Here is a 23568-nt window from a genome sequence, read left to right as displayed (position 1 = left end):
ATGTCACTGGTCAGTCATTGGGAACACGAGTACGACAAGGTCAAAGTGCGCATTCACGGCTTGTTCACGCGCATGGAAATGGCCTGGATGAAACTCATCAGCGAGCTGGAGCCGCAGGAGTTTCAGGCGATCATCAAGCTGCTGCAACGCGGACATGATCAGGCGCAGTACGTGCTGAAGAACGGCGAGTTGCCGGACGACGAACCGAGCGTACCCTGGGAGCTGTCCCACGGTCTGTCGATCCTGCGCATCGGCAACGCCGCACCGTTGCCGCAATCGCCCGATCAACTGGCGACCCGGGTGCTCAAGGACGGCAGCCTGCTCGGCTGTCGCAAGTGGGAACTGCTGGATCTGCTGTGGAGCGAGGCGCTGCTGAAGTGGATTGAAAACCTGCGCCATCACGCGACGTTCGGCACAGATCCTGCGGTGGTGCAAATGGATCGCGACGTGACCCTGGCGATTGCCGGCGACTGGGGCACCGGGCCGTTCGACAGCCATGCGCCGGCGGTGTCGGTGGCCAATCAGATGCAACTGGCCCAGGCCGATTTCACCATTCACCTGGGCGATGTGTATTACGCCGGCAGTCATTCCCAGGAAGACGTCGACATGGCCGGTTGGCCGATGGGTACGCATGGCTCGTTTACCCTCAATTCCAACCACGAGATGTACAGCGGCGCCCACGGCTACTTCAAGGAACTGGCCAAGCGTTTTCCGGGGCAGCAGGGCACCAGTTACTTCGCCTTGATCAACGATGACTGGCTGGTGGTAGGGCTGGATTCTGCGTACGCGTCTGATGCGATGAATTTGTACATGGACGGCACTTTGAACGAACCGCAGATCGCGTGGATGAAAGGCCTGCCAAAACGCAAAAAGCTCATGGTGCTCAGCCATCATCAGGGCTTCGATATTTCCGGGCACAACAAGACCGCGCTGTATCAACCGGTGTGCGATGCGCTGGGGCGTGAGCCGGATTACTGGTATTGGGGGCATCTGCACAACGGCATCGTGTATGCGCAGCAGGGCGGTTTGCATGCGCGTTGTGCCGGGCACGGGGCGATTCCCTATGGCAATGCCAGCGAGCTGGACGGGCATTCGCGGGTGTTGTGGTCGGAGACGCAGGATGCCAAGGACCCGGCATATCCGCTGCGGGTGTTGAACGGGTACGCAAAAATCAGGTTGGTGGGGGAGGAGATATTTGAGGAGTTTATTGGTGAGGATGGATCGGTGAGGTGGTCATCGAAGTGATGCAGCGATTGTAATGACGCCATCGCGAGCAGGCTCACTCCTACAATTGGAATGCGTTCCCCTGTAGGAGTGAGCCTGCTCGCGAAGCTTTTGCTTTAGCCCTGAACCGGGACGCCTTTGAGGTAAGGCGCAGGCTCGGCGCCAAGGTTGTTCAGCAGACGCTCGCTGTACCAATCAACGAAGTTGACCACGCCGAACTCATAAGTCTTGGAGTAAGGCCCTGGCTGATAGGCGGTGGAGTTGATCCCGCGCTGGTTCTCTTCCGCCAGACGACGATCCTGATCGTTGGTTGCGTCCCACACCTGGCGCATGCGCTCGACGTCGTAATCCACGCCTTCAACGGCGTCCTTGTGCACGATCCACTTGGTGGTGACCATGGTTTCCTGCGCGCTGATCGGCCACACGGTGAAAACGATGATGTGGTCGCCCATGCAGTGGTTCCACGAGTGCGGCAGGTGCAGGATGCGCATCGAACCCAGATCCGGGTTCTTGATGCGGCCCATCAGTTTCGCGCAGCCCTGCTTGCCGTCGAGGGTCATCGACACGGTGCCTTTGAGCAGCGGCATGCGCACGATGCGGTTGCGCAGGCCGAAGCTGGCGTGGGCGTAAGGGATCTTCTCGGCTTCCCAGGCAGCAGCGGACGCAGCAACGTGATCCTTGAACGCCTGATCGGCGCGCGGGTCGGTGACATCGTCCCATTCCAGCAAGGTTTTCAGCAGTTCCGGGTGCGACGCGTTGCAGTGGTAGCACTCGCGGTTGTTTTCCAGCACCAGTTTCCAGTTGGCCTTTTCCATCAAGGTGGTGGTGATCGCCACCTTGGTGTTCTCCATGTCGTACGGTTCCATGTAATGGTTCAGCGTCGACAGGAAGTCATCAATGGCCGGCGGGTTCTCGGCCAGGCTGATGAAGATGTAGCCGCCAGCAGTCTTCACGTTCACCGGTTTCAGGCCGTACTGCTTCATGTCGAAGTCGGCGCCCATTTCGGTACCGGCGAACAGCAGGCGACCGTCCAGCTCGTACGTCCACTGGTGGTAGTGGCAGACCAGTTTGGCGACCTTGCCTTTTTCGCTGGTGCACAGGCGCGAACCACGGTGGCGGCAGACGTTATGGAACGCGTGCAAAACGCCTTCGGCGCCACGGATGACGATGATCGGGTTCTTGCCGATCTGCAGCGTCAGGTAATTGCCCTTGGCCGGGATCTCGCAGGTCATGCCGGCGATCAACCACTCTTTCTGGAAGATCTCCTGCATGTCGATATCGAACAGCCGCTCATCGCTATAGAACGGTTGTGGCAGCGAGAACGTGCGCTCGCGCTCCTGGAGCATTTGTGCGGTGGCCTTGCGTGCGGGTTCCAGCGGATCGCCCAGGCTGATTTTTGCGGTGACGTCCATCGATGTGATCCTCATGGCCATCTGCGTGGCCGGCGAAAAGTGGCTGATCAGGTGTGCTGCTAACGGTTGCTACGCAAGGTGTAAAGAAGCTGTCTTGGTGTTGGGGCGAGTGTGGGCCCGGCGCAGGGCGCAACCTTATCCATGGGCGACATGGTGCAATCTGTTCCCGACGCGCAACCCCCGGTGGTTGGGGGCTGGTCGCGATAAGTATGCCGATGTCGCGGATAGGTAAACGGGCGGTTCGCGCTATACGCAGAATCGCCGACATGAGGCCGACAGTCGGCCGTGGAGAACAGCATGTCCAACAGCTTCCTGAATCCGGTCACCACCCAGACCTGGGCCAATGGCCGACACATCGTCCGTTGCGTCAAAGTCATCCAGGAAACCTGGGACGTGCGCACCTTCTGTTTTATGGCCGATCAGCCGATCCTGTTCTTCTTCAAGCCCGGGCAGTTCGTGACCCTGGAGCTGGAAATCGAAGGCCAGCCGATCATGCGCTCGTACACGATCTCCAGTTCGCCGTCGGTGCCGTACAGCTTTTCGGTAACGATCAAACGGGTGCCGGGTGGCAAGGTCTCCAACTGGTTGCACGACACGCTTCATGAGGGGCAAGAGCTGGCGGTGCACGGGCCGGTCGGGCTGTTCAATGCCATCGACTTCCCGAGCCCGAAAGTGCTGTACCTCAGCGGCGGCGTCGGGATCACGCCGTGCATGTCGATGGCGCGCTGGTTCTACGACACCAACGCCAACGTCGACATGACCTTTATCCACAGCGCGCGCTCGCCGAAAGACATCATTTACCACCGCGAGCTGGAACACATGGCGTCGCGGATCGACAACTTCAGCCTGCACCTGATTTGCGAGAAGCATGGCTTGGGTGAGCCGTGGGCCGGGTATCGCGGCTACCTCAATCACAAGATGCTCGAGCTGATGGTTCCCGACTTCCTTGAGCGCGAAGTATTCTGCTGCGGCCCGACGCCGTACATGAACGCGGTCAAGCGCCTGCTGGAAGTGGCCGGTTACGACATGTCGCGTTATCACGAGGAATCCTTCGGTGCTACGCCACCGGAAGCGCGTGCCGATGCGGTGGAGCAGGCGGAGCAGGCAGCGGATGCACCGGAAATCGATGCAGCGGATCTGCATCAGGTCGAATTCACTTCGTCGGGCAAGAGCATTCGTGTTGCACCGGGCGAGACGGTGCATGCGGCGGCGGCCAAGCTGGGGCTGATGATTCCGAAGGCGTGCGGGATGGGGATTTGCGGCACGTGCAAGGTGATGAAGCTGGGCGGCGAGGTGGAGATGGAGCACAACGGCGGGATTACCGAGGATGACGAGGCTGAAGGGTTTATCTTGTCGTGCTGCAGTGTGCCTAAAGGGGATGTGCGAATCGATTTTTGAGTGGTTCGAATTTTTGCGCACGGCTTGCCCCTCACCCCAGCCCTCTCCCGAGGGAGAGGGAGCCGATTTTTGGGCTTTTCAAAATGTGAGTTCGGCTCGGTATTTCACGTCGGCGTAACTCTGATAAACACCACGGTCAGTCCCCTCTCCCTCTGGGAGAGGGCTAGGGTGAGGGGCTTTTCAGTCGATAAACAAATCCGTCATCAACGCCGCATTACTCCCCGGTTCAAACCGGTAATGCTCAAATTCGCCAACGCCGCTCTCCCGCAAAATCTCCTCATCAATCAACAACCGCCCGGTAATCTGCCGCCCGCTGCTATCCAGAATCACATGCGCCGCATCCGCCATGATCGCTGGCGTTCGCGCCTGCTTGAACGACTCCCGATTACCCAACTGAAATTCAATCGCCGCCGTCGCAATCATCGTCTGCGGCCACAACGAATTGACACTGATCCCGTAACTGGCAAATTCCTCGCTCATCCCGATCGTCAGCATGCTCATGCCGTATTTGGTCACGGTGTAAGGGCTGAACTGGGCAAACCATTTGCTCGCCAGATTCAGCGGCGGCGACAGGTTGAGAATGTGTCCGGCGGATTTCTTCAAATAGGGCAGGGCGGCCTGGCTGCACAGCAACACCGCGCGGGTGTTGATCTGATGCATCAGGTCGAAGCGTTTGAGCTCGATGTGTTGCACACCGGTGAGTTTGATCGCCCCGGCGTTGTTCACCAGTGCATCGATGCCGCCGAAATGATCGTTGGCCTGAGCCAGTGCCTGGCGTACGGCGTCTTCATCACGCACATCGACTTGCAGGGCTAAAGCCTTGCCACCCGCCGCTTCGACTTCGGCGGCGACGCTGTGGATGGTGCCGGGCAGTTTGGCGTGGGGTTCGGCGCTCTTCGCCGCAATCACGATATTGGCCCCGTCCCTCGCGGCCCGTAGCGCAATCTCACGGCCAATGCCACGGCTGGCGCCGGTGATGAACAGGGTTTTGCCTTGTAACGACATGCCGATGCTCCTGCTTATTGTTATGTGAGCGGAGGGCTCGACAGACAATGTAGACCAAGTCTTCAGGTGCGAACGAGGAGGGCTGAGTGGGCGAGTTTTTGTGGGAGCGAGCCTGCTCGCGAAAGCGGTGTGTCATTCAACATCTGTGTTGTTTGACACGGCCTCTTCGCGAGCAGGCTCGCTCCCACAGGGGAGGGGGTCTATCAGGCGGACATGACTTCGCGGATGTCGCGAGCCAGTTCGCGGACGCGTTCTTCTTCGGTGTCCCAGGAGCACATGAAGCGCGCGCCGCCCTTGCCGATGAAGGTGTAGAAGCGCCAGTTTTTTGCGGTCAGCGCGGCAATCGCCGGTTCCGACAGTTGCAGGAACACGCCGTTGGCCTGCACCGGGAACATCAGTTCCACGCCTGGAATGTCGCTGACCAGCTCGGCCAGCAATTGCGCGCAGTGGTTGGCGTGGCGGGCGTATTTCAGCCAGGCGCCGTTTTCGAGAATGCCGACCCAGGGTGCCGAGAGGAAACGCATTTTCGACGCCAGTTGCCCGGCTTGTTTGCAGCGGTAATCGAAATCTTCGGCGAGTTTGTGGTTGAAGAACAGGATCGCTTCACCCACGGCCATGCCGTTCTTGGTGCCGCCGAAGCACAGCACATCGACACCGGCCTTCCAGGTCAGATCCGCCGGCGAGCAGCCGAGGAACGCGCAGGCGTTGGAGAACCGCGCGCCGTCCATGTGCAGGTGCAGACCCAGCTCTTTGCAGGTGGCGCTGATGGCGCGGACTTCTTCCGGGGTGTAGACGCTGCCGACTTCGGTGGCTTGGGTCAGAGTCACGACGCGCGGTTTCGGGTAGTGAATGTCCTGGCGCTTGAGCGCGACTTCGCGGATCGATTGCGGGGTGATCTTGCCGTTTTCGGTGCCAGCGATCAGCAGTTTCGAGCCGTTGGAGAAGAATTCCGGGGCGCCGCATTCGTCGGTTTCGACGTGGGCGGTTTCCGAGCAGATCACGCTGTGGTAACTCTGGCACAGCGACGACAGGGCCAGCGAGTTGGCGGCGGTGCCGTTGAAGGCGAAGAACACTTCGCAGTCGGTTTCAAACAATTGGCGGAAATGGTCGGCCGCGCGTGCGGTCCATTCATCGTCGCCATACGCGCGCTGGTGGCCGTGGTTGGCCTGTTCCATCGCAGCCCAGGCTTCAGGGCAGATTCCGGAATAGTTGTCGCTGGCGAATTGTTGGCTCTTGTCGGTCATGGCCGGCTTCCGTGGTCGAGACTCTTGTGAAGGCTCGTGGTCAATGAGGGTGCGCACTTTACCGAAGATCTTCCGGGGAGCACACGGGATGTCACGTTCAGGAAATTACCAGTTTGTAGGACGATTATGCACCTGAGCAAACGCGACGGCGCACTGGATCTGCTCAAGTGGCTGGCGCTGCTGTGCATGTTGCTCGATCACCTGCGATATGCCGGGTTCTCCGCCGATTGGCTGTATGTGCCTGGGCGGCTGGCGTTTCCGTGGTTTTGCCTGGCGATGGCGGCGAATCTGGCGCGCGACGGGTCGCGGAGGATGGAATGGCGCTATCTGGGCTGGTTGATGCTGTTCAGTGCAGTCAGTGAGATTCCCTATCGGCTGTACATTCCTGAGCCCGATACGTTGAACGTGATGCCGACGCTGGCGTTGGGCTTGCTGGTGGCGCGGGGGTGGCAGGATCCCTCGAGCATGTCGCGATTGCTGGGTGTTGCTGCGCTGGTGTTGGCCGCCATGTTTCCGGAACGACTGATGTTTGGTTTGTTCGGGATTCTGTTGCCGCTGGCGTTGCTGCTGGTGTTTCGCCGGCCGTGGTATTTCAGCCTGCTGCCGGGGTTGGTGTGTCTGGCGGCCAACCAATGGCAAGTCCTGTACGACTCGGCGAGGTTCGGCAGTAGCGTCGCCATCCTCGGGATTGCCATTTGTCTGTTTGCGCCAGTGCTCGGGCTGTTCCTGTTGCGACATGTGCGACATCTCCAGCCACCGCCGATGCGGCGCTGGGCGTACGCCCTGTATCCCGCGCATTTCCTCCTGCTGCTCGCCATCCGCCAACTCTTTACATAACCCTGTGGGAGCGAGCTTGCTCGCGAAAGCGGTGTGTCAGCCAGCATTGATGTTGACTGACACGGCCTCTTCGCGAGCAAGCTCGCTCCCACAGGGTTCTTCGTCATATTGAGGACTGTGTCTGTCAGGGCATTTCCAGCCATGTCGTAAACGCACCTTTGCGTGGCGCGCGCAGGCATTTGAGCTGTCTGCGCCGGTCATACCATCGGCATCAAAGGGCACTGCCTTCAATGCCAGTGCCTTACCGAGACGAATGGCGCACAGATGCCGCTGGGAGAGACGCGATGTTCAGCAAGCAAGACCAGATCCAGGGTTACGACGATGCACTGCTGGCGGCGATGAATGCCGAGGAGCAACGTCAGGAAGATCACATCGAGCTGATCGCGTCGGAGAACTACACCAGCAAACGCGTGATGGAAGCGCAAGGCAGCGGCCTGACCAACAAATACGCCGAAGGTTATCCGGGCAAGCGCTACTACGGTGGCTGCGAGCATGTGGATAAAGTCGAAGCGCTGGCCATCGAACGCGCCAAGCAACTGTTCGGCGCCGATTACGCCAACGTCCAGCCGCACTCCGGTTCTTCGGCCAACAGCGCCGTGTACCTGGCGCTGATCCAGCCGGGCGACACCATCCTCGGCATGAGCCTGGCCCACGGCGGGCACCTGACCCACGGCGCCAAGGTGTCGTCTTCGGGCAAGCTCTACAACGCCGTGCAGTACGGTATCAACACCGACACCGGGCTGATCGATTACGACGAAGTCGAGCGTCTGGCCGTTGAGTCCAAGCCGAAAATGATCGTCGCCGGTTTCTCCGCTTACTCGAAGACGCTGGACTTCCCGCGCTTCCGTCAGATCGCTGACAAGGTCGGTGCGCTGCTGTTTGTCGACATGGCCCACGTTGCCGGTCTGGTCGCCGCCGGTCTATACCCGAACCCGCTGCCGTACGCCGACGTGGTCACCACCACCACGCACAAAACCCTGCGCGGTCCACGTGGCGGCTTGATCCTGGCCAAGTCCAACGAAGAGATCGAGAAGAAGCTCAACGCTGCCGTGTTCCCTGGCGCCCAGGGCGGCCCGCTGATGCACGTCATCGCCGGTAAAGCCGTGTGCTTCAAGGAAGCGCTGGAGCCAGGCTTCAAGGCGTATCAGCAACAGGTGATCGACAACGCTCAGGCGATGGCCAGCGTGTTTATCAAGCGTGGCTACGATGTAGTGTCCGGCGGCACCGACAACCACTTGTTCCTGGTCAGCCTGATCCGTCAGGGCCTGACCGGCAAAGACGCCGACGCCGCCCTCGGCCGCGCGCACATCACCGTCAACAAGAACGCCGTGCCGAACGACCCGCAATCGCCGTTCGTGACCTCGGGCCTGCGCATCGGCACCCCGGCCGTCACAACTCGCGGCTTCAAGGTGACCCAGTGCGAAGTGTTGGCCGGCTGGATCTGCGACATCCTCGATAACCTCGGCGATGCCGATGTCGAGGCCAATGTTGCCCAGCAAGTGTCGGCCCTGTGCGCTGACTTCCCGGTTTACCGCTGAGCGTTCTGGAGTAAATGACTATGCAACGCTATTCGGGCTTCGGCCTCTTCAAACACTCCCTCAGCCACCACGAAAACTGGCAGCGCATGTGGCGCACGCCAACGCCGAAGAAGGTCTACGACGTGGTCATCGTCGGCGGCGGCGGGCACGGTCTGGCGACTGCCTACTATCTGGCCAAAGAGCACGGCATCACCAACGTCGCCGTGGTCGAAAAAGGCTGGCTGGGCGGCGGTAACACCGCGCGCAACACCACCATCGTTCGCTCCAACTACCTGTGGGACGAGTCGGCGCACCTCTACGAACACGCGATGAAATTGTGGGAAGGCCTGTCACAGGATCTCAACTACAACGTGATGTTCTCCCAGCGTGGCGTCTACAACCTGTGCCACACCCTGCAGGACATCCGTGATTCCGAGCGTCGGGTCAGCGCCAACCGCCTCAACGGCGTCGATGGCGAACTGCTCAACGCCAAGCAGGTCGCTGACGAGATTCCGTACCTCGACTGCTCGAAAAACACTCGCTACCCAGTGTTGGGCGCGACCGTTCAGCGTCGCGGCGGCGTTGCCCGTCACGATGCCGTGGCCTGGGGCTTTGCCCGTGCCGCTGACGCCCTCGGTGTCGACTTGATCCAGCAGACCGAAGTGATCGGCTTCCGCAAGGAAAACGGCGTGTGCATCGGTGTGGAAACCAACAAGGGCTTCATTGGCGCCAAGCGCGTCGGTGTGGTCACGGCCGGTAACTCCGGGCACATGGCCAAACTCGCCGGTTTCCGTCTGCCGATCGAATCCCACCCGCTGCAAGCGCTGGTGTCCGAGCCGATCAAGCCGATTATCGACAGCGTGATCATGTCCAACGCGGTGCACGGTTACATCAGCCAGTCTGACAAGGGCGATCTGGTGATCGGCGCCGGTATCGACGGCTACAACGGCTACGGCCAGCGCGGTTCGTATCCGGTGATCGAGCACACCATCCAGGCCATCGTCGAGATGTTCCCGGTGCTGTCGCGGGTACGCATGAACCGGCAGTGGGGCGGCATCGTCGACACCACGCCGGACGCTTGCCCGATCATTTCGAAAACCCCGGTCCCGAACATGTTCTTCAACTGCGGTTGGGGCACCGGCGGCTTCAAGGCCACACCTGGCTCGGGCAACGTGTTTGCCGCGAGTCTGGCCAAGGGTGAAATGCACCCGTTGGCCGCCCCGTTTTCCATCGACCGTTTCCACAACGGCGCACTCATCGACGAACACGGCGCTGCTGCCGTCGCCCACTAACAGGAGAAATCCCCATGTTGCATATCTTCTGTCCTCACTGCGGCGAACTGCGCTCCGAAGAGGAATTCCACGCATCCGGTCAGGCGCACATTCCGCGCCCGCTCGACCCTGGCGCCTGCACCGACGAGGAGTGGGGCGACTACATGTTCTTCCGCGATAACCCGCGCGGTCTGCACCACGAACTGTGGGATCACGTTGCCGGTTGCCGCCAGTACTTCAACGTCACCCGCGACACCGTGACCTACGAGATTCTCGAAACCTACAAGATCGGCACCAAGCCGCAATTCACCGACAAGGCTGATTCGGCGAAAACAGCCACGACGGCGCTGGGAGAGAAGGTATGAGCCAGACCAATCGCCTGTCCAACGGTGGACGGATCGACCGCAACAAAGTGCTGAGCTTCACCTTCAACGGTCAGAGCTACAAAGGCTTCGAGGGTGACTCGCTGGCCGCCGCACTGATCGCCAACGGCGTCGACATCATTGGCCGCAGCTTCAAGTATTCGCGTCCTCGCGGGATCTTCGCCGCCGGTGCCGAAGAGCCGAACGCGGTGCTGCAGATCGGTGCTACCGAAGCCACGCAGATTCCCAACGTGCGCGCCACGCAACAGGCGCTGTATCAAGGTCTGGTTGCGACCAGCACCAACGGCTGGCCGAGCGTCAACAACGACATGATGGGTATTCTCGGCAAGGTCGGCGGCAAGCTGATGCCGCCGGGTTTCTACTACAAAACCTTTATGTACCCGCAATCGTTCTGGATGACCTACGAGAAGTACATTCGTAAGGCTGCCGGTCTGGGCCGTTCGCCGACCGAGAACGATCCGGACACCTACGACTACATGAACCAGCACTGCGACGTGCTGATCGTCGGCGCTGGCCCGGCCGGTCTCGCCGCTGCCTTGGCCGCTGCGCGCAGCGGTGCCCGAGTGATTCTTGCCGATGAGCAGGAAGAGTTCGGCGGCAGCCTGCTCGACTCGCGCGAAAGCCTCGACGGCAAACCGGCGATGGACTGGGTCGCCAGCGTCATCACTGAACTGAAGAACACCCCGGACGTGCTGCTGTTGCCGCGCGCCACGGTCAACGGTTACCACGACCACAACTTTCTGACCATTCACGAACGCCTCACCGATCACCTCGGTGACCGTGCGCCAATCGGTCAGGTGCGTCAGCGTATTCACCGTGTCCGCGCCAAGCGTGTCGTGCTGGCGACCGGTGCTTGCGAACGTCCGCTGGTTTACGGCAACAACGACGTGCCGGGCAACATGCTTGCCGGTGCGGTGTCGACTTACGTGCGTCGCTACGGTGTGGCACCGGGCAAGAAGCTTGTCCTCAGCACCAACAACGATCACGCCTACCGCGTTGCTCTGGATTGGCTCGACGCCAGTCTGCAAGTGGTGGCCATCGCCGATGCGCGCAGCAATCCGCGTGGTGCGCTGGTAGAAGAAGCGCGCGCCAAAGGCATCCGCATCCTCACCGGCAGCGCCGTGATCGAAGCCCGTGGCAGCAAGCGCGTCACCGCTGCTCGTATTGCCGCGATCGATGTCAAAGCGCACGCCGTGACCAGCCCGGGCGAATGGCTCGACTGCGATGTGATCGCCAGTTCCGGCGGTTACAGCCCGGTCGTTCACTTGGCCTCGCACCTCGGTGGCAAGCCGACCTGGCGTGAAGACATCCTCGGTTTCGTACCGGGCGAAGCACCGCAGAAGCGCGTGTGCGTTGGTGGCATCAACGGCGTGTACGGTCTCGGCGATTCGCTGGCTGACGGTTTTGAAGGTGGCGTGCGCGCTGCCGCTGAAGCCGGTTTCCAGACCGTCGAAGGCGTGCTGCCAAAAGCCCTGAGTCGTCTCGAAGAGCCGACGCTGGCGCTGTTCCAGGTGCCGCATGAAAAGAACACCGCACGGGCGCCGAAGCAATTCGTCGACCTGCAAAACGACGTGACCGCCGCCGCCATCGAACTGGCAACCCGCGAAGGTTTCGAGTCGGTCGAGCACGTTAAACGCTACACCGCACTGGGCTTCGGCACTGATCAGGGCAAGCTCGGCAACGTCAACGGTCTGGCCATCGCGGCCCGCTCGCTGAACGTGACCATCCCGCAGATGGGCACCACCATGTTCCGTCCGAACTACACGCCGGTGACTTTCGGCGCCGTGGCCGGTCGTCATTGCGGGCACATCTTCGAACCGGTTCGTCACACCGCGCTGCATGCCTGGCATGTGAAGAACGGTGCCGAGTTTGAAGACGTCGGGCAGTGGAAGCGTCCATGGTACTTCCCGAAAAACGGTGAAGACCTGCATGCCGCCGTGAAGCGCGAATGCAAAGCCGTGCGCGACAGCGTCGGTCTGCTCGACGCCTCGACCCTCGGCAAGATCGACATTCAAGGCCCGGATGCCCGCGAGTTCCTCAACCGCGTGTACACCAACGCCTGGACCAAACTCGACGTGGGCAAGGCTCGCTACGGTTTGATGTGCAAAGAAGACGGCATGGTCTTCGACGACGGTGTGACGGCGTGCCTCGCCGACAACCATTTCGTCATGACCACCACCACCGGCGGCGCGGCGCGCGTGCTGCAGTGGCTGGAGCTGTACCACCAGACCGAATGGCCGGACATGAAGGTTTACTTCACCTCCGTCACCGACCACTGGGCGACCATGACCCTGTCCGGGCCGAACAGCAGCAAGCTGCTCAGCGCCGTGACCGACATTGATCTGAGCAACGAAGCCTTCCCGTTCATGACCTGGAAAGAAGGTCTGGTCGGCGGCGTGCCGGCGCGGGTGTTCCGCATCTCGTTCACCGGTGAGCTGTCGTACGAAGTCAACGTCCAGGCCGACTATGCGATGGGCGTGCTGGAGAAAATCGTCGAGGCCGGCAAGCAGTACAACCTGACTCCGTACGGCACTGAAACCATGCACGTCCTGCGTGCCGAGAAGGGCTTCATCATTGTCGGTCAGGACACGGACGGCTCGATGACCCCGGACGATTTGAATATGGGCTGGTGTGTCGGTCGCACCAAACCGTTCTCGTGGATCGGCCAGCGTGGGATGAACCGTGAAGACTGTGTGAAGGATCAGCGTAAGCAGTTGGTCGGTCTGAAGCCGATCGATCCGAACGTGTGGCTGCCGGAAGGTGCGCAACTGGTGTTCAACACCAAGCAGGCGATCCCGATGACCATGGTCGGTCACGTGACCTCCAGTTACGCGCACAACTCCCTCGGTTATTCGTTTGCCATGGGTGTGGTCAAGGGCGGTCTGAAGCGCATGGGTGAGCGGGTGTTTGCACCGCTGGCCGATGGCAGCGTGATTGAGGCGGAGATTGTTTCTTCGGTGTTCTTCGATCCGAAGGGTGATCGCCAGAACATCTGACAGCTTCGAGCTCTGTGGGGGGGCGGATATCGCCTTCGCGAGCAAGCTCGCTCCCACAGGTTCTGGGTTGTTAATGGGATTTGTGTCAGGCATCAGTCCCGTGTGGGAGCGAGCTTGCTCGCGAAGGCGGAGTCACAGCCACCACAAGGGCCGGAACCAACAGAATTGATAAAGGTGCTTTATGACCACAGCCAATGTTTACCAACAACGCCCGACCACCGGCGCCAAGGCCGAGTCGTCGCTGCACCATGCCGACCTCGCCAGCCTGGTCGGCAAGGGCCGCAAGAACGCCGGCGTGATCGTGCGGGAAAAGAAACTCCTCGGTCACCTGACCATTCGTGGCGATGGCCACGATGCCGCGTTCGCCGCCGGTGTGCACAAGGCCCTGGGTATCGAACTGCCCGGCGCTCTGAGCGTGATCGTCAAAGGTGAAACCAGCCTGCAATGGATGGGCCCGGACGAGTGGCTGCTGATCGTGCCAAGCGGTGAGGAATTCGCCGCCGAACAGAAACTGCGTGAAGCCCTGGGCGATCTGCACATCGCGATCGTCAATGTCAGCGGCGGCCAGCAAGTGCTCGAACTGAGCGGGCCGAACGTGCGTCAGGTGCTGATGAAGTCCACCAGCTACGACGTGCACCCGAACAATTTCCCGGTGGGTAAAGCGGTCGGCACGGTGTTTGCCAAGTCGCAGTTGATGATTCGCCACACGGCCGAAGACACCTGGGAATTGCTGATTCGTCGCAGTTTTTCGGATTACTGGTGGTTGTGGTTGCAGGATGCTTCGGCTGAGTACGGGTTGAGCGTTCAGGCCTGAAAGATCAAAAGCCACCCCCTCACCCCAGCCCTCTCCCCCAGGGGGGAGAGGGGGAAGGGAGCAGATTTGTAGAGTTTTCGAGCCTGAGTTCGCCGCGATATTTCAGGTCGGCGTGGCTCGAAACAACACCTCACCCTAGCCCTCTCCCTCTGGGAGAGGGCTAGGGTGAGGGAAAAACCTGACACCCCGCACAAAGAACAGGAGTCACCGCACCATGAGCCGCGCCCCAGACACATGGATTCTGACCGCCGACTGCCCCAGCGTCCTCGGCACGGTGGACGCGGTCACGCGTTTTCTGTTCGAGCAGGGCTGCTACGTCACCGAGCACCACTCGTTCGATGACCGCCTCTCCGGGCGTTTCTTCATTCGCGTGGAATTCCGTCAGCCTGACGGTTTCGACGAGCAATCCTTCCGCGCCGGTTTAGCCGAACGTGGTCAGGCCTTCGGCATGGTCTTCGAATTGACCGCGCCGAACTACCGGCCGAAAGTGGTGATCATGGTCTCCAAGGCCGATCACTGCCTCAACGACTTGCTCTACCGCCAGCGCATCGGCCAGTTGTCGATGGATGTGGCGGCGGTGGTGTCCAACCATCCGGATCTCAAGCCATTGGCCGACTGGCACCAGATTCCCTACTACCATTTCCCCCTCGACCCCAACGACAAACCGTCGCAGGAACGTCAGGTGTGGCAGGTGATCGAAGAGTCCGGCGCTGAACTGGTGATCCTCGCCCGCTACATGCAGGTGCTGTCGCCGGAGCTGTGCCGCAAGCTCGATGGCAAGGCGATCAACATTCACCACTCGCTGCTGCCGGGTTTCAAGGGCGCCAAGCCGTATCACCAGGCGTACAACAAGGGCGTGAAACTGGTGGGCGCGACGGCGCATTACATCAATAACGACCTCGATGAAGGGCCGATCATTGCTCAAGGCGTCGAGGCGGTGGATCACAGTCATTACCCTGAGGATCTGATTGCCAAGGGGCGGGATATTGAAGGCCTGACACTGGCCCGTGCTGTTGGATATCACATCGAAAGAAGGGTTTTCCTCAACGCCAATCGCACGGTCGTTCTTTAGATCGCTTTCGCGAGCAAGCTCGCTCCCACATTGGAACGCATACCCCTGTGAGAGCGAGCTTGCTCGCGAAGAGGCCATAACAGGCAACACATAAACAGCATCTGTACCCGAGCACTTAACGCGCTGCCTGCCTGGGCAACGCGGTTCCATAAAAACAACAGCGAGGTGAAAGCATGTCTGGCAATCGTGGTGTGGTGTATCTCGGCGCTGGCAAGGTCGAAGTACAGAAAATCGACTATCCGAAAATGCAGGACCCGCGCGGTCGCAAGATCGAGCACGGGGTCATTCTCAAAGTGGTTTCCACCAACATCTGCGGCTCCGACCAACACATGGTGCGCGGCCGTACCACGGCGCAAACCGGTCTGGTGCTGGGGCACGAGATCACCGGCGAGGTGATCGAAAAAGGCTCCGACGTCGAAAACCTGAAAATCGGTGACCTGGTCTCCGTACCGTTCAACGTCGCTTGCGGGCGCTGCCGTTCCTGCAAAGAGCAACACACAGGCGTCTGCCTGACCGTCAACCCCGCCCGTGCTGGCGGTGCTTACGGTTATGTCGACATGGGCGACTGGACCGGTGGCCAGGCCGAATACGTGCTGGTGCCATACGCCGACTTCAACCTGCTGAAATTGCCGGACCGCGACAAGGCCATGGAGAAAATCCGCGACCTGACCTGCCTCTCCGACATCCTCCCTACCGGTTACCACGGCGCCGTCACTGCCGGCGTTGGCCCAGGCAGCACCGTTTACATTGCCGGCGCCGGCCCGGTCGGTCTGGCCGCAGCCGCTTCCGCGCGTCTGCTCGGTGCGGCGGTGGTGATCGTCGGCGACGTCAACACCATCCGCCTGGCCCACGCCAAGGCGCAGGGTTTTGAAATCGTCGACCTGTCCAAGGACACGCCGCTGCACGAACAGATCGCCGCACTGCTGGGCGAACCGGAAGTGGATTGTGCAGTGGACTGCGTTGGTTTCGAAGCTCGCGGCCATGGCCACGACGGGGTCAAAGCCGAAGCGCCGGCCACCGTGCTCAACTCGCTGATGGGTGTGGTGCGCGTGGCCGGCAAGATCGGTATCCCGGGTCTGTACGTGACCGAAGATCCGGGTGCTGTCGATGCCGCTGCGAAAATGGGCAGCCTGAGCATTCGCTTCGGCCTGGGCTGGGCCAAGTCGCACAGCTTCCACACCGGCCAGACCCCAGTGATGAAGTACAACCGCCAACTGATGCAGGCGATCATGTGGGATCGCATCAACATTGCTGAAGTGGTAGGCGTGCAGGTGATCAGCCTCGATCAGGCGCCGGAAGGGTATGGCGAGTTCGATGCGGGCGTGCCGAAGAAGTTTGTGATTGATCCGCATAAGTTGTTTAGTGCGGCGTAAGGCTTAAGCGCAATACAAAACGGCGACCTCAGAGTCGCCGTTTTTTTTGTTTATGGTTCATTCAGGGCGGACTTGCTCGGCTTGCAGTCCTTTTTGCCCCTTTCCTTCAACAAAGGAAACTTTTTGTCCTTCTTTTAAGGATTTGAATCCATCGGATTCGATCGCCTTGAAATGAACGAAGAGGTCATCACCGCCACCGTCCGGTGTAATAAAACCAAAGCCTTTATCGTCGTTAAACCATTTAACCGATCCGTTTTTTCTTGGTTTTCCGCCTGATTCTTGTGTCATGTCCTTGCTTCCTGTCTATTTATGAAGAACTTCATTTCACACATGTTGCCGTATTGATTTTCCAGCCTGTCAGTCGTCTTCGATTTGAATGTTTACCGCGTAGTTTTTTCCGTTATCACCGCGCTTAAGGTCATAAGTAACCTTCTGCCCCGCTTTGATGTATTTGATGATCGGATCGTCCGGGCTGATGCAAAAGATGATCGGCGGGACATCTGATTCGAGCAGTTGATCGCGCGGACTGAGTTGCTTCTCCATCACCGTATCTCCCGTTGAATGACCGTTAATTGCACCTCGCTTTCTTCGAACAATTGACACACCAGCAGCCTATTCCAGCCCGGATCGCTAGACACCTGTCAGATCTGACAGGTGTCTAGTTCTTTTTGAAATATTGATTTTCACGACAAGCAATTAACGACCTAAAAAGATCTCAGCCCTCGGGTTGTTTCGCGGATTTGAAGTCTTGCGGGGAGGTCAGCCTCGATCAGGCGTTGGAAGGTATGGCGAGTTCGATACGGGTGTGCCGAAGAAGTTTGTGATTTGATCCGCATAAGTTGTTTAGTGCGGCGTAATGCTTGAGCGCAATACAAAACGGCGGCCTCAGGTTCGTCGTTTTTTGTTGAAATCCAAGGTAAAAAGCTACCCTCATCGGAACGCCGCCCGCCCAGCCCTCTCCCTAAGGGAGAGGGGGAAAGGGAGCAGATTTGCGTTGTTATCGGGCCCGAGTTCGGCTCGGTAATTCAGGTCGATGAAACTCGAGAGAACACCACGGTCAGTCCCCTCTCCCTCTGGGAGAGGGCTAGGGTGAGGGGCTTTACAAGGCCGCCAACGTCCCTTGATACAGCACCGGCCCTGTCGGCTGCCCGGTCGGCGAACCACCTTTCGGCTCCAGACTCACTGCCAGCGCAATCGGTTTACCGATCAACGCTTTCTGCACCTCGCTCAGCTCAACCTTGCCTTTGCCTCCCGCCGGAATGACCCCGAGGGAAATCGGTTTGCCATCCGCCGGAATCGCCCACAGTTCCAGACTACGATCCGCATCAACCGCCGCCAGCGTCAGCGGCTCAACTTGCAGATAATCCGCATGCGCTTCGACCTTCAGCGCCGGTTGCGCATCGGCGGTCAGCAGGGTGGCGCGGTAGCGGGCGTCGTCGCGGTTGTACAGCGAGCCGAGGAACACCAGCACGGCAATGGAGCAGATCGCAGCGGTGAGTCGCAGCCAGTTCCAGAATGGCCGTTTTTCAGGCACATGCAGAACCTGTGGTTCGATGCGCGAGGTGATGCCGTGCCACACTCGGTCGGGCACCGGATGTTCCGGCAGCGCTTCGGTGAGAGTGGCGAGGCTTTCCTGCCATTGCGCCAGTTCAGCCCTTAATGCCGCGTCATCCAGTAGCAACTGTTCAAAGCGCCGCCGCGCAGGTGCAGACATCAGGCCGATGGCGTAATCGGCAGCGAGGGCGCGGCGCAGGGCAGGGGTCTGGTAGTTCATGATTCAAGGCACCGGCGCAGGCGTTCCATGCCACGGCGAATCCACGATTTGACTGTCCCCAGTGGCGTGGCGAGATGTTCGGCGAGTTCCGTGCACGACAGTCCTTGAAAGTAGGCCACGGTGATTGACTGGCGCTGCATGCTTTCGAGGGTTTCGAGGCATCGGTTCAGCGCGTTGGCCTCGCGGGCGCTGTTCAGTTGCTCGTGAGCCGAGGGGCTTTCGTCCGGCAGTGTGTCCTGTTCCAGATCAGTCAGTGGCCTTTCGCGATGTTTGCGCAACTGATCGATGGCCTGATTACGGGTGATGTTGATCATCCAGGTCAGCGGCGCCGACAGATGCGCTTCGTAGCGCGAGGCGTTGTTCCAGATGCGCACGAAGCTTTCCTGCAGCACTTCCTCGGCCAGATCGGTGCGGCGCATAAACCGCAGGGCGACACCATGCAGACGCGGGCCGACGCTGCGGTACAGCGTTTCGAAGGCGCGACGATCGCCCAGTGCACACTGGGCCAACAGCTGGCGCAACTGATCGGTGTCGGCGATGGAAATGACGACTCTCCAGGCAAAGGTAGAGCGACGAGGGCTGGGCTCGGACTGTTCACAGGCTAGTTCAGTGATAGCGGTTGTGCCATTCATCGCGAAGGTGTCCGGGATTTCACGTTTTATATACGCAGGCCGGACGAAAATGGATGCGCCGCGCCGGAACATGCCGGCGGATACCCGGTCAAACCGGCAGTTTCACAGCCCGTGCAACGGGTGGTTTTCACAGCGCAAGAGGATGTCTGAATGAAGATTTCACGCGGTATTGCCTTGGCTTCACTGATGACCCTTGCGGCCAGCCCGGTGTTCGCCGGTTTCAGTCTGGACGACGTGACCAAGGCGGCTTCGAGCATGCAGGGCGGCAATGCTGCCACCGCCGCGGCGCCGACCTCGGAAACCGCCGGTCTGCTGCAAGCCGTCACCGGTCTGGGGGTTACCCCTCAACAAGCCGTCGGCGGCACCAGCGCCATGCTTGGCCTGGCCAAGAACCAGTTGAGCAGCACTGATTATTCACAGTTGGCCAAAGAAGTACCGGGCATCGACAAGCTGTCGGGCGGTGGCGGTAACCTGGCGGCGCTGAGCGGCTTGTTGGGCTCGTCGGGCAAGTCAGCCGGGCTCGAAAACGCGCTGGGCAACGTCAAGGACACCAATGACCTGAACAATGCCTTCGGCGCGCTGGGCATGGACAGTGGCATGGTCGGCCAGTTTGCCCCGGTGCTGCTCAAGTACTTGGGTGATCAGGGCGTCGGCGGCCCGCTGCTGCAAAGCCTCGGCAGCATCTGGGGCGCCGGCACCGGTAGCTGATTCAGCCGCGTTCGCCGCGCAGTTCGGCGATGCGCTGATCCTTCTCGTTCCAGAGCTGGTTGACCCAGCTCTGGACCGTTTGACGAAACGCCGGATTATTCTCGTAATCACCCTGCCACAGCGCCGGGTCGAGTTCGCGGGTCTTGATATCGATGATCACGCGCGGCACGTTGCCGCTGATCAAATCCCAGAAACCCGGGATGTTCGCCTGTGGATAAACCACGGTGACGTCGAGAATCGCATCCAGTTGTTCACCCATCGCCGCCAACACAAATGCCACGCCGCCAGCCTTGGGCTTGAGCAAGTGCTTGAACGGTGATTGCTGCTGTGCGCTTTTCGCGGCGGTGTAGCGGGTGCCTTCCAGATAATTCACCACGGTCACTGGCTGACGCTTGAACAGCTCGCAGGCCTGTTTGGTGATTTCCAGATCCTTGCCGGCCAGCTCCGGATGTTTTGCCAGAAATGCCTTGGTGTAGCGTTTCATGAAGGGGTAATCCAGCGCCCACCACGCCAGTCCGAGAAACGGCACCCAGATCAGTTCTTTCTTGAGGAAGAATTTGAAGAACGGCGTGCGGCGGTTGAGGGTCTGGATCAGCGCCGGAATGTCGACCCACGACTGGTGGTTACTGACCACCAGATACGAAGTGTCACTGCGCAAGTCTTCGCCACCGCGAATGTCCCACTGAGTGGGGATGCACAGGCGGAAAATCAGCTTGTCGATCTCGGCCCAGGTCTCAGCGATCCACATCACCGCCCACGAGGCGTAATCGCGCCAGCGGCCTGGTGCGATCAGTTTGAGCAGAGCAAATACCAGCAACGGCCCGATCAGGATCAGGGTGTTGAGCAACAGCAGCAGGGTGACGAAACAGCCGGTGAGCAGGCGGCGCATAAGCAACTCTTTGCAAACGGATGGGCGCGCCATGATAAGCAGCTTCGCGCGGCAGGCCAAATCGGTGGTGACGAATGTTTCACTTTAGTCGCGTTAACCTGATCGTTCCCACGCTCTGCGTGGTAACGCCGCCCGGGACGCTCCGCGTCCCTGTGACGCAGAGCGTCACTGGATGCATGCCCACGCAGAGCGTGGGAACGATCAAGCGCGCAACGGTCTAAAATCCCGTTGCCCAACCTCTCAAGGAAGCCCCTTACGTGAAATCCCTCCTTGCACTGTTTGCCCTCGTCGCCCTGCCGGTCATGGCCGCCGAGCCGACCCTGTACGGGCGCTATGAATACATCGCGCTGCCGGAAATCGGCGGTGAAGTGCTCAAGGCCAAGATGGACACCGGCGCACTGACCGCCTCGCTGTCGGCCAAGGACATCGAAACCTTTACCCGCGATGGCGATGAATGGGTGCGTTTCCGCCTCGGCACCAAGGACGCCAGCAACAAGGTCTACGAACACAAGGTCGCGCGGATCAGCAAGATCAAGAGCCGCTCGGATGAAGAGGATGAGGGCGAAAGCACCGAAGTCGCCAAACGTCCGGTGGTCGATCTGGAGCTGTGCCTGGGCAACGTCAAGCGTACCGTCGAGGTCAACCTGACCGATCGCAGCAACTTCAATTATCCGCTGCTGATCGGTGCCAAGGCCTTGCGCGAGTTCGGCGCGGCGGTGAACCCGGCGCGGCGCTTCACCGCCGACAAGCCGGACTGCTGAACCAAGTGGTCTCATTGACGTAACGTCAGGCTTGGGGCACCGTTCGCGCACCTAACCCACGGGCTCGGACGCCATGCCTCATATCCTGATTGTCGAAGACGAAGCGGCGATTGCCGACACGCTGATTTTTGCCTTGCAGGGCGAGGGCTTCACCACCACGTGGCTGAGCCTCGGCGCGGCGGCGCTGGAGCATCAGCGGCAGACGCCTGCCGATCTGATCATCCTCGACATCGGCCTGCCGGACATCAGCGGTTTCGAGACCTGCAAGCAGTTGCGGCGCTTCAGCGACGTGCCGGTGCTGTTCCTCAGCGCCCGCGATGCCGAGATTGATCGCGTGGTCGGGCTGGAGATCGGCGCCGACGACTACGTGGTCAAGCCGTTCAGCCCGCGTGAAGTCGCGGCGCGAGTGAAGGCCATCCTTAAACGCATGGCGCCGCGTGCAGTCATTGAAGCCTCGTCGACACTGTTTCGTATCGATCTGGAACGGATTCAGATCATTTATCGCGGCCAGACGTTAAGCCTGACCCGCCACGAATTCCGCCTGCTGCAATGCCTGCTCGAACAACCCGAGCGGGTGTTCAGTCGTGAGCAATTGCTTGATGCGCTGGGCGTCGCTGCCGACGCCGGCTACGAGCGCAGCATCGACAGTCATATCAAAAGCGTGCGCGCCAAACTGCGTCTGGTGCGGGCCGACGCCGAGCCGATCCAGACCCATCGCGGCCTCGGTTACAGCTACAGCCCGGGGCACAGCTGATGTCGCTGGGGCTGCGGATCTTTCTGGTGTATGTGCTGTTTGTCGGCCTCACCGGGTACTTTGTGCTCAACACGGTGATGGAAGAAATCCGCCCCGGCGTGCGCCAGTCCACCGAAGAAACCCTGGTCGATACCGCCAACCTGATGGCGGAAATCCTCCGTGATGATTTCAAGGCCGGCACCCTTAGCGAGAACCGCTGGCCCGAGTTGCTGCGCGCCTATGGCGAGCGCCAGCCGCAAGCAACGATCTGGGGCTTGCCGAAAAACCAGGTCAACCACCGTATCTACGTCACCGACGCGAAAGGCATCGTCGTGCTCGATTCCAGTGGTGTCGCGGTCGGTCAGGATTACTCGCGCTGGAACGATGTCTACCTGACCCTGCGTGGCGAGTACGGTGCGCGTTCGAGCCGCAGTGATCCGGATGACGCCAGCTCGTCGGTGATGCACGTCGGCGCGCCAATTCGCGATAACGGCAAGATCATCGGCGTAGTCACCGTGGCCAAGCCCAACAGCTCATTGCAGCCCTATGTTGATCGCACCGAGCGGCGCTTGCTGTTTTACGGCGCCGGGTTGATCGGCCTCGGTCTGCTGTTTGGTGCTTTGTTGTCGTGGTGGCTGAGCCGTGCGCTGCACCGTCTGACCGGTTATGCCCAGGCGGTGAGCGAAGGCCGGCGGGTGGAAGTGCCGCATTACCGTGGCGGTGAACTGGAACAACTGGCTACCGCCGTGGAACAGATGCGCACGCAACTGGAAGGCAAGGCCTACGTCGAGCGTTATGTGCACACGCTGACCCATGAACTGAAAAGTCCGCTGGCGGCGATTCGCGGTGCGGCGGAGTTGCTGCAAGGCGACATGGCGCCGGTTCAGCGTTTGCGGTTTGTCGGCAACATCGACAGCGAAAGTGCGCGGATGCAGCAGTTGATCGAACGGTTGCTCAATCTGGCGCAGGTGGAACAACGTCAGGGCCTTGAAGAGCGGGTCGCCGTGCCGTTGGCCGTGTTGGTCGATGAGTTGCTGCAAGGGCAGGCGGCGCGGATTGAAGGTAAGCAGTTGCGCATCCAACAGACGATTGCCGCGGATCTGCTGTTGATTGGCGAGCCGTTTCTGTTGCGTCAGGCGTTGGGCAATCTGCTGGAAAACGCACTGGATTTCACCCCGGTTGAGGGGCTGCTGCGGTTCAGTGCCGAGCGGGTTGGCGAGCAAATCGAATGTCGATTGTTCAATGAGACGGCGCCGATTCCCGATTACGCTTTGCCGCGGTTGACCGAGCGTTTTTACTCATTGCCGCGCCCGGACAGTGGGCGCAAAAGCACGGGGTTGGGGCTTAACTTCGTTGAAGAAGTGATCAAGTTGCATGGTGGGGCGATGCAGATTCGCAATGTCGAAAACGGGGTTGAAGTGACATTGCGCTTGCCTTGATACCGAGTCGTTGCCTTCGCGAGCAGGCTCGCTCCCACAGGGGATTTGTGAACGACACAGAACCAATGTGGGAGCGAGCCTGCTCG

22 protein-coding genes and 1 pseudogene are annotated in these 23568 nt (G+C 60.2%); 15 read left to right on the top strand and 8 right to left on the bottom strand.

The window, feature by feature from the left end; translation table 11 throughout:
• Positions 1 to 1245: a metallophosphoesterase family protein gene (locus CLU80_RS10970; protein WP_099757372.1), complete on the top strand. Its 1245-nt coding sequence runs from the start codon at positions 1 to 3 to the stop codon at positions 1243 to 1245.
• Positions 1246 to 1340: 95 nt separating this feature from the next.
• Here CLU80_RS10970 and gbca read toward each other — a convergent pair whose 3' ends face one another.
• Positions 1341 to 2636, bottom strand: a complete 1296-nt coding sequence (gbca, locus tag CLU80_RS10965; protein ID WP_099757371.1) for a glycine betaine monooxygenase oxygenase subunit — start codon at positions 2634 to 2636, stop codon at positions 1341 to 1343.
• A 297-nt stretch (positions 2637 to 2933) separates the two neighbouring features.
• Here gbca and gbcB point away from each other — a divergent pair, with 297 nt between their 5' ends.
• Positions 2934 to 4034, top strand: a complete 1101-nt coding sequence (gbcB, locus tag CLU80_RS10955; protein ID WP_093429907.1) for a glycine betaine monooxygenase reductase subunit — start codon at positions 2934 to 2936, stop codon at positions 4032 to 4034.
• A 180-nt stretch (positions 4035 to 4214) separates the two neighbouring features.
• Here the strand turns inward: gbcB and CLU80_RS10950 are convergent, their stop codons facing one another.
• On the bottom strand, positions 4215 to 5039 hold the full coding sequence (locus CLU80_RS10950) for an SDR family oxidoreductase (protein ID WP_099757370.1): 825 nt from the start codon (positions 5037 to 5039) through the stop codon (positions 4215 to 4217).
• A gap of 203 nt (positions 5040 to 5242) precedes the next feature.
• A complete protein-coding gene (locus tag CLU80_RS10945; protein WP_093429910.1) occupies positions 5243 to 6283 on the bottom strand; it encodes a threonine aldolase family protein in 1041 nt (346 codons plus the stop codon).
• A 126-nt stretch (positions 6284 to 6409) separates the two neighbouring features.
• Here CLU80_RS10945 and CLU80_RS10940 point away from each other — a divergent pair, with 126 nt between their 5' ends.
• From CLU80_RS10940 to fdhA, 8 genes are all read left to right on the top strand, one after another.
• Positions 6410 to 7120 (top strand): TraX family protein, encoded by a 711-nt coding sequence (locus CLU80_RS10940; protein WP_099757369.1) that lies wholly within the window; start codon positions 6410 to 6412, stop codon positions 7118 to 7120.
• Between the two features lie 284 nt (positions 7121 to 7404).
• Positions 7405 to 8658, top strand: coding sequence for a serine hydroxymethyltransferase (locus CLU80_RS10930; protein ID WP_008086924.1), 1254 nt, complete (start codon positions 7405 to 7407; stop codon positions 8656 to 8658).
• Between the two features lie 20 nt (positions 8659 to 8678).
• Entirely contained in the window at positions 8679 to 9929 is a 1251-nt protein-coding gene (locus CLU80_RS10925) for a sarcosine oxidase subunit beta (protein WP_034155011.1), read from the top strand.
• A gap of 14 nt (positions 9930 to 9943) precedes the next feature.
• On the top strand, positions 9944 to 10273 hold the full coding sequence (locus CLU80_RS10920; protein WP_007913119.1) for a sarcosine oxidase subunit delta: 330 nt from the start codon (positions 9944 to 9946) through the stop codon (positions 10271 to 10273).
• Entirely contained in the window at positions 10270 to 13287 is a 3018-nt protein-coding gene (locus CLU80_RS10915; RefSeq protein ID WP_099757368.1) for a sarcosine oxidase subunit alpha, read from the top strand. The genes CLU80_RS10920 and CLU80_RS10915 overlap by 4 nt, the downstream gene beginning before the upstream one ends.
• Before the next feature lie 181 nt (positions 13288 to 13468).
• Positions 13469 to 14101 carry a sarcosine oxidase subunit gamma gene (locus tag CLU80_RS10910; protein ID WP_008086919.1) on the top strand — a complete coding sequence of 211 codons (633 nt, stop codon included), beginning with the start codon at positions 13469 to 13471 and terminating at the stop codon, positions 14099 to 14101.
• Between the two features lie 214 nt (positions 14102 to 14315).
• Positions 14316 to 15173, top strand: coding sequence for a formyltetrahydrofolate deformylase (purU, locus tag CLU80_RS10905; protein ID WP_064589552.1), 858 nt, complete (start codon positions 14316 to 14318; stop codon positions 15171 to 15173).
• A 173-nt stretch (positions 15174 to 15346) separates the two neighbouring features.
• Complete coding sequence (fdhA, locus tag CLU80_RS10900) at positions 15347 to 16546, top strand: formaldehyde dehydrogenase, glutathione-independent (protein ID WP_093429915.1); 1200 nt, start codon at positions 15347 to 15349, stop codon at positions 16544 to 16546.
• A 57-nt stretch (positions 16547 to 16603) separates the two neighbouring features.
• On the opposite strand, the gene CLU80_RS10895 is transcribed toward fdhA, so the two are convergent.
• Together CLU80_RS10895 and CLU80_RS10890 are read right to left on the bottom strand one after the other, a co-directional pair.
• Positions 16604 to 16834 carry a cold-shock protein gene (locus CLU80_RS10895; protein WP_099757367.1) on the bottom strand — a complete coding sequence of 77 codons (231 nt, stop codon included), beginning with the start codon at positions 16832 to 16834 and terminating at the stop codon, positions 16604 to 16606.
• Between the two features lie 69 nt (positions 16835 to 16903).
• Positions 16904 to 17089: a hypothetical protein gene (locus tag CLU80_RS10890; RefSeq protein WP_099757366.1), complete on the bottom strand. Its 186-nt coding sequence runs from the start codon at positions 17087 to 17089 to the stop codon at positions 16904 to 16906.
• 241 nt (positions 17090 to 17330) lie between these two features.
• Between CLU80_RS10890 and CLU80_RS30645 the strand changes: the two are divergent.
• Positions 17331 to 17403: pseudogene (locus CLU80_RS30645) on the top strand (hypothetical protein); the annotation flags it as partial.
• Between the two features lie 242 nt (positions 17404 to 17645).
• Here CLU80_RS30645 and CLU80_RS10885 read toward each other — a convergent pair.
• Both CLU80_RS10885 and CLU80_RS10880 read right to left on the bottom strand, forming a co-directional pair.
• On the bottom strand, positions 17646 to 18320 hold the full coding sequence (locus CLU80_RS10885; RefSeq protein WP_099757365.1) for an anti-sigma factor: 675 nt from the start codon (positions 18318 to 18320) through the stop codon (positions 17646 to 17648).
• Entirely contained in the window at positions 18317 to 18952 is a 636-nt protein-coding gene (locus tag CLU80_RS10880; RefSeq protein WP_093429918.1) for an RNA polymerase sigma factor, read from the bottom strand. The genes CLU80_RS10885 and CLU80_RS10880 overlap by 4 nt, the downstream gene beginning before the upstream one ends.
• Positions 18953 to 19102: 150 nt before the next feature.
• Here CLU80_RS10880 and CLU80_RS10875 point away from each other — a divergent pair, with 150 nt between their 5' ends.
• Entirely contained in the window at positions 19103 to 19660 is a 558-nt protein-coding gene (locus CLU80_RS10875) for a DUF2780 domain-containing protein (protein WP_099757364.1), read from the top strand.
• Position 19661: 1 nt separating this feature from the next.
• Here CLU80_RS10875 and yihG read toward each other — a convergent pair whose 3' ends face one another.
• Positions 19662 to 20549, bottom strand: a complete 888-nt coding sequence (gene yihG, locus CLU80_RS10870) for a 1-acylglycerol-3-phosphate O-acyltransferase, YihG family (protein ID WP_099757363.1) — start codon at positions 20547 to 20549, stop codon at positions 19662 to 19664.
• A gap of 257 nt (positions 20550 to 20806) precedes the next feature.
• On the opposite strand from yihG, the gene rloA2 reads away from it, so the two are divergent.
• From rloA2 to creC, 3 genes are all read left to right on the top strand, one after another.
• Entirely contained in the window at positions 20807 to 21310 is a 504-nt protein-coding gene (gene rloA2, locus CLU80_RS10865) for a retropepsin-like aspartic peptidase RloA2 (RefSeq protein ID WP_007909997.1), read from the top strand.
• Between the two features lie 73 nt (positions 21311 to 21383).
• Entirely contained in the window at positions 21384 to 22064 is a 681-nt protein-coding gene (creB, locus tag CLU80_RS10860) for a two-component system response regulator CreB (protein WP_099757362.1), read from the top strand.
• Positions 22064 to 23482, top strand: a complete 1419-nt coding sequence (gene creC, locus CLU80_RS10855; RefSeq protein ID WP_099757361.1) for a two-component system sensor histidine kinase CreC — start codon at positions 22064 to 22066, stop codon at positions 23480 to 23482. The genes creB and creC overlap by 1 nt, the downstream gene beginning before the upstream one ends.
• The last annotated feature ends 86 nt before the right edge of the window (positions 23483 to 23568 follow it).

The sequence above is a fragment of the Pseudomonas sp. 29 genome (assembly GCF_002754355.1).
In the GTDB taxonomy this organism is placed as follows: domain Bacteria; phylum Pseudomonadota; class Gammaproteobacteria; order Pseudomonadales; family Pseudomonadaceae; genus Aquipseudomonas; species Aquipseudomonas neuropathica.
Note: the sequence above shows the minus strand (reverse complement) of the source record. Positions and strands in the feature narration are given on the sequence as shown.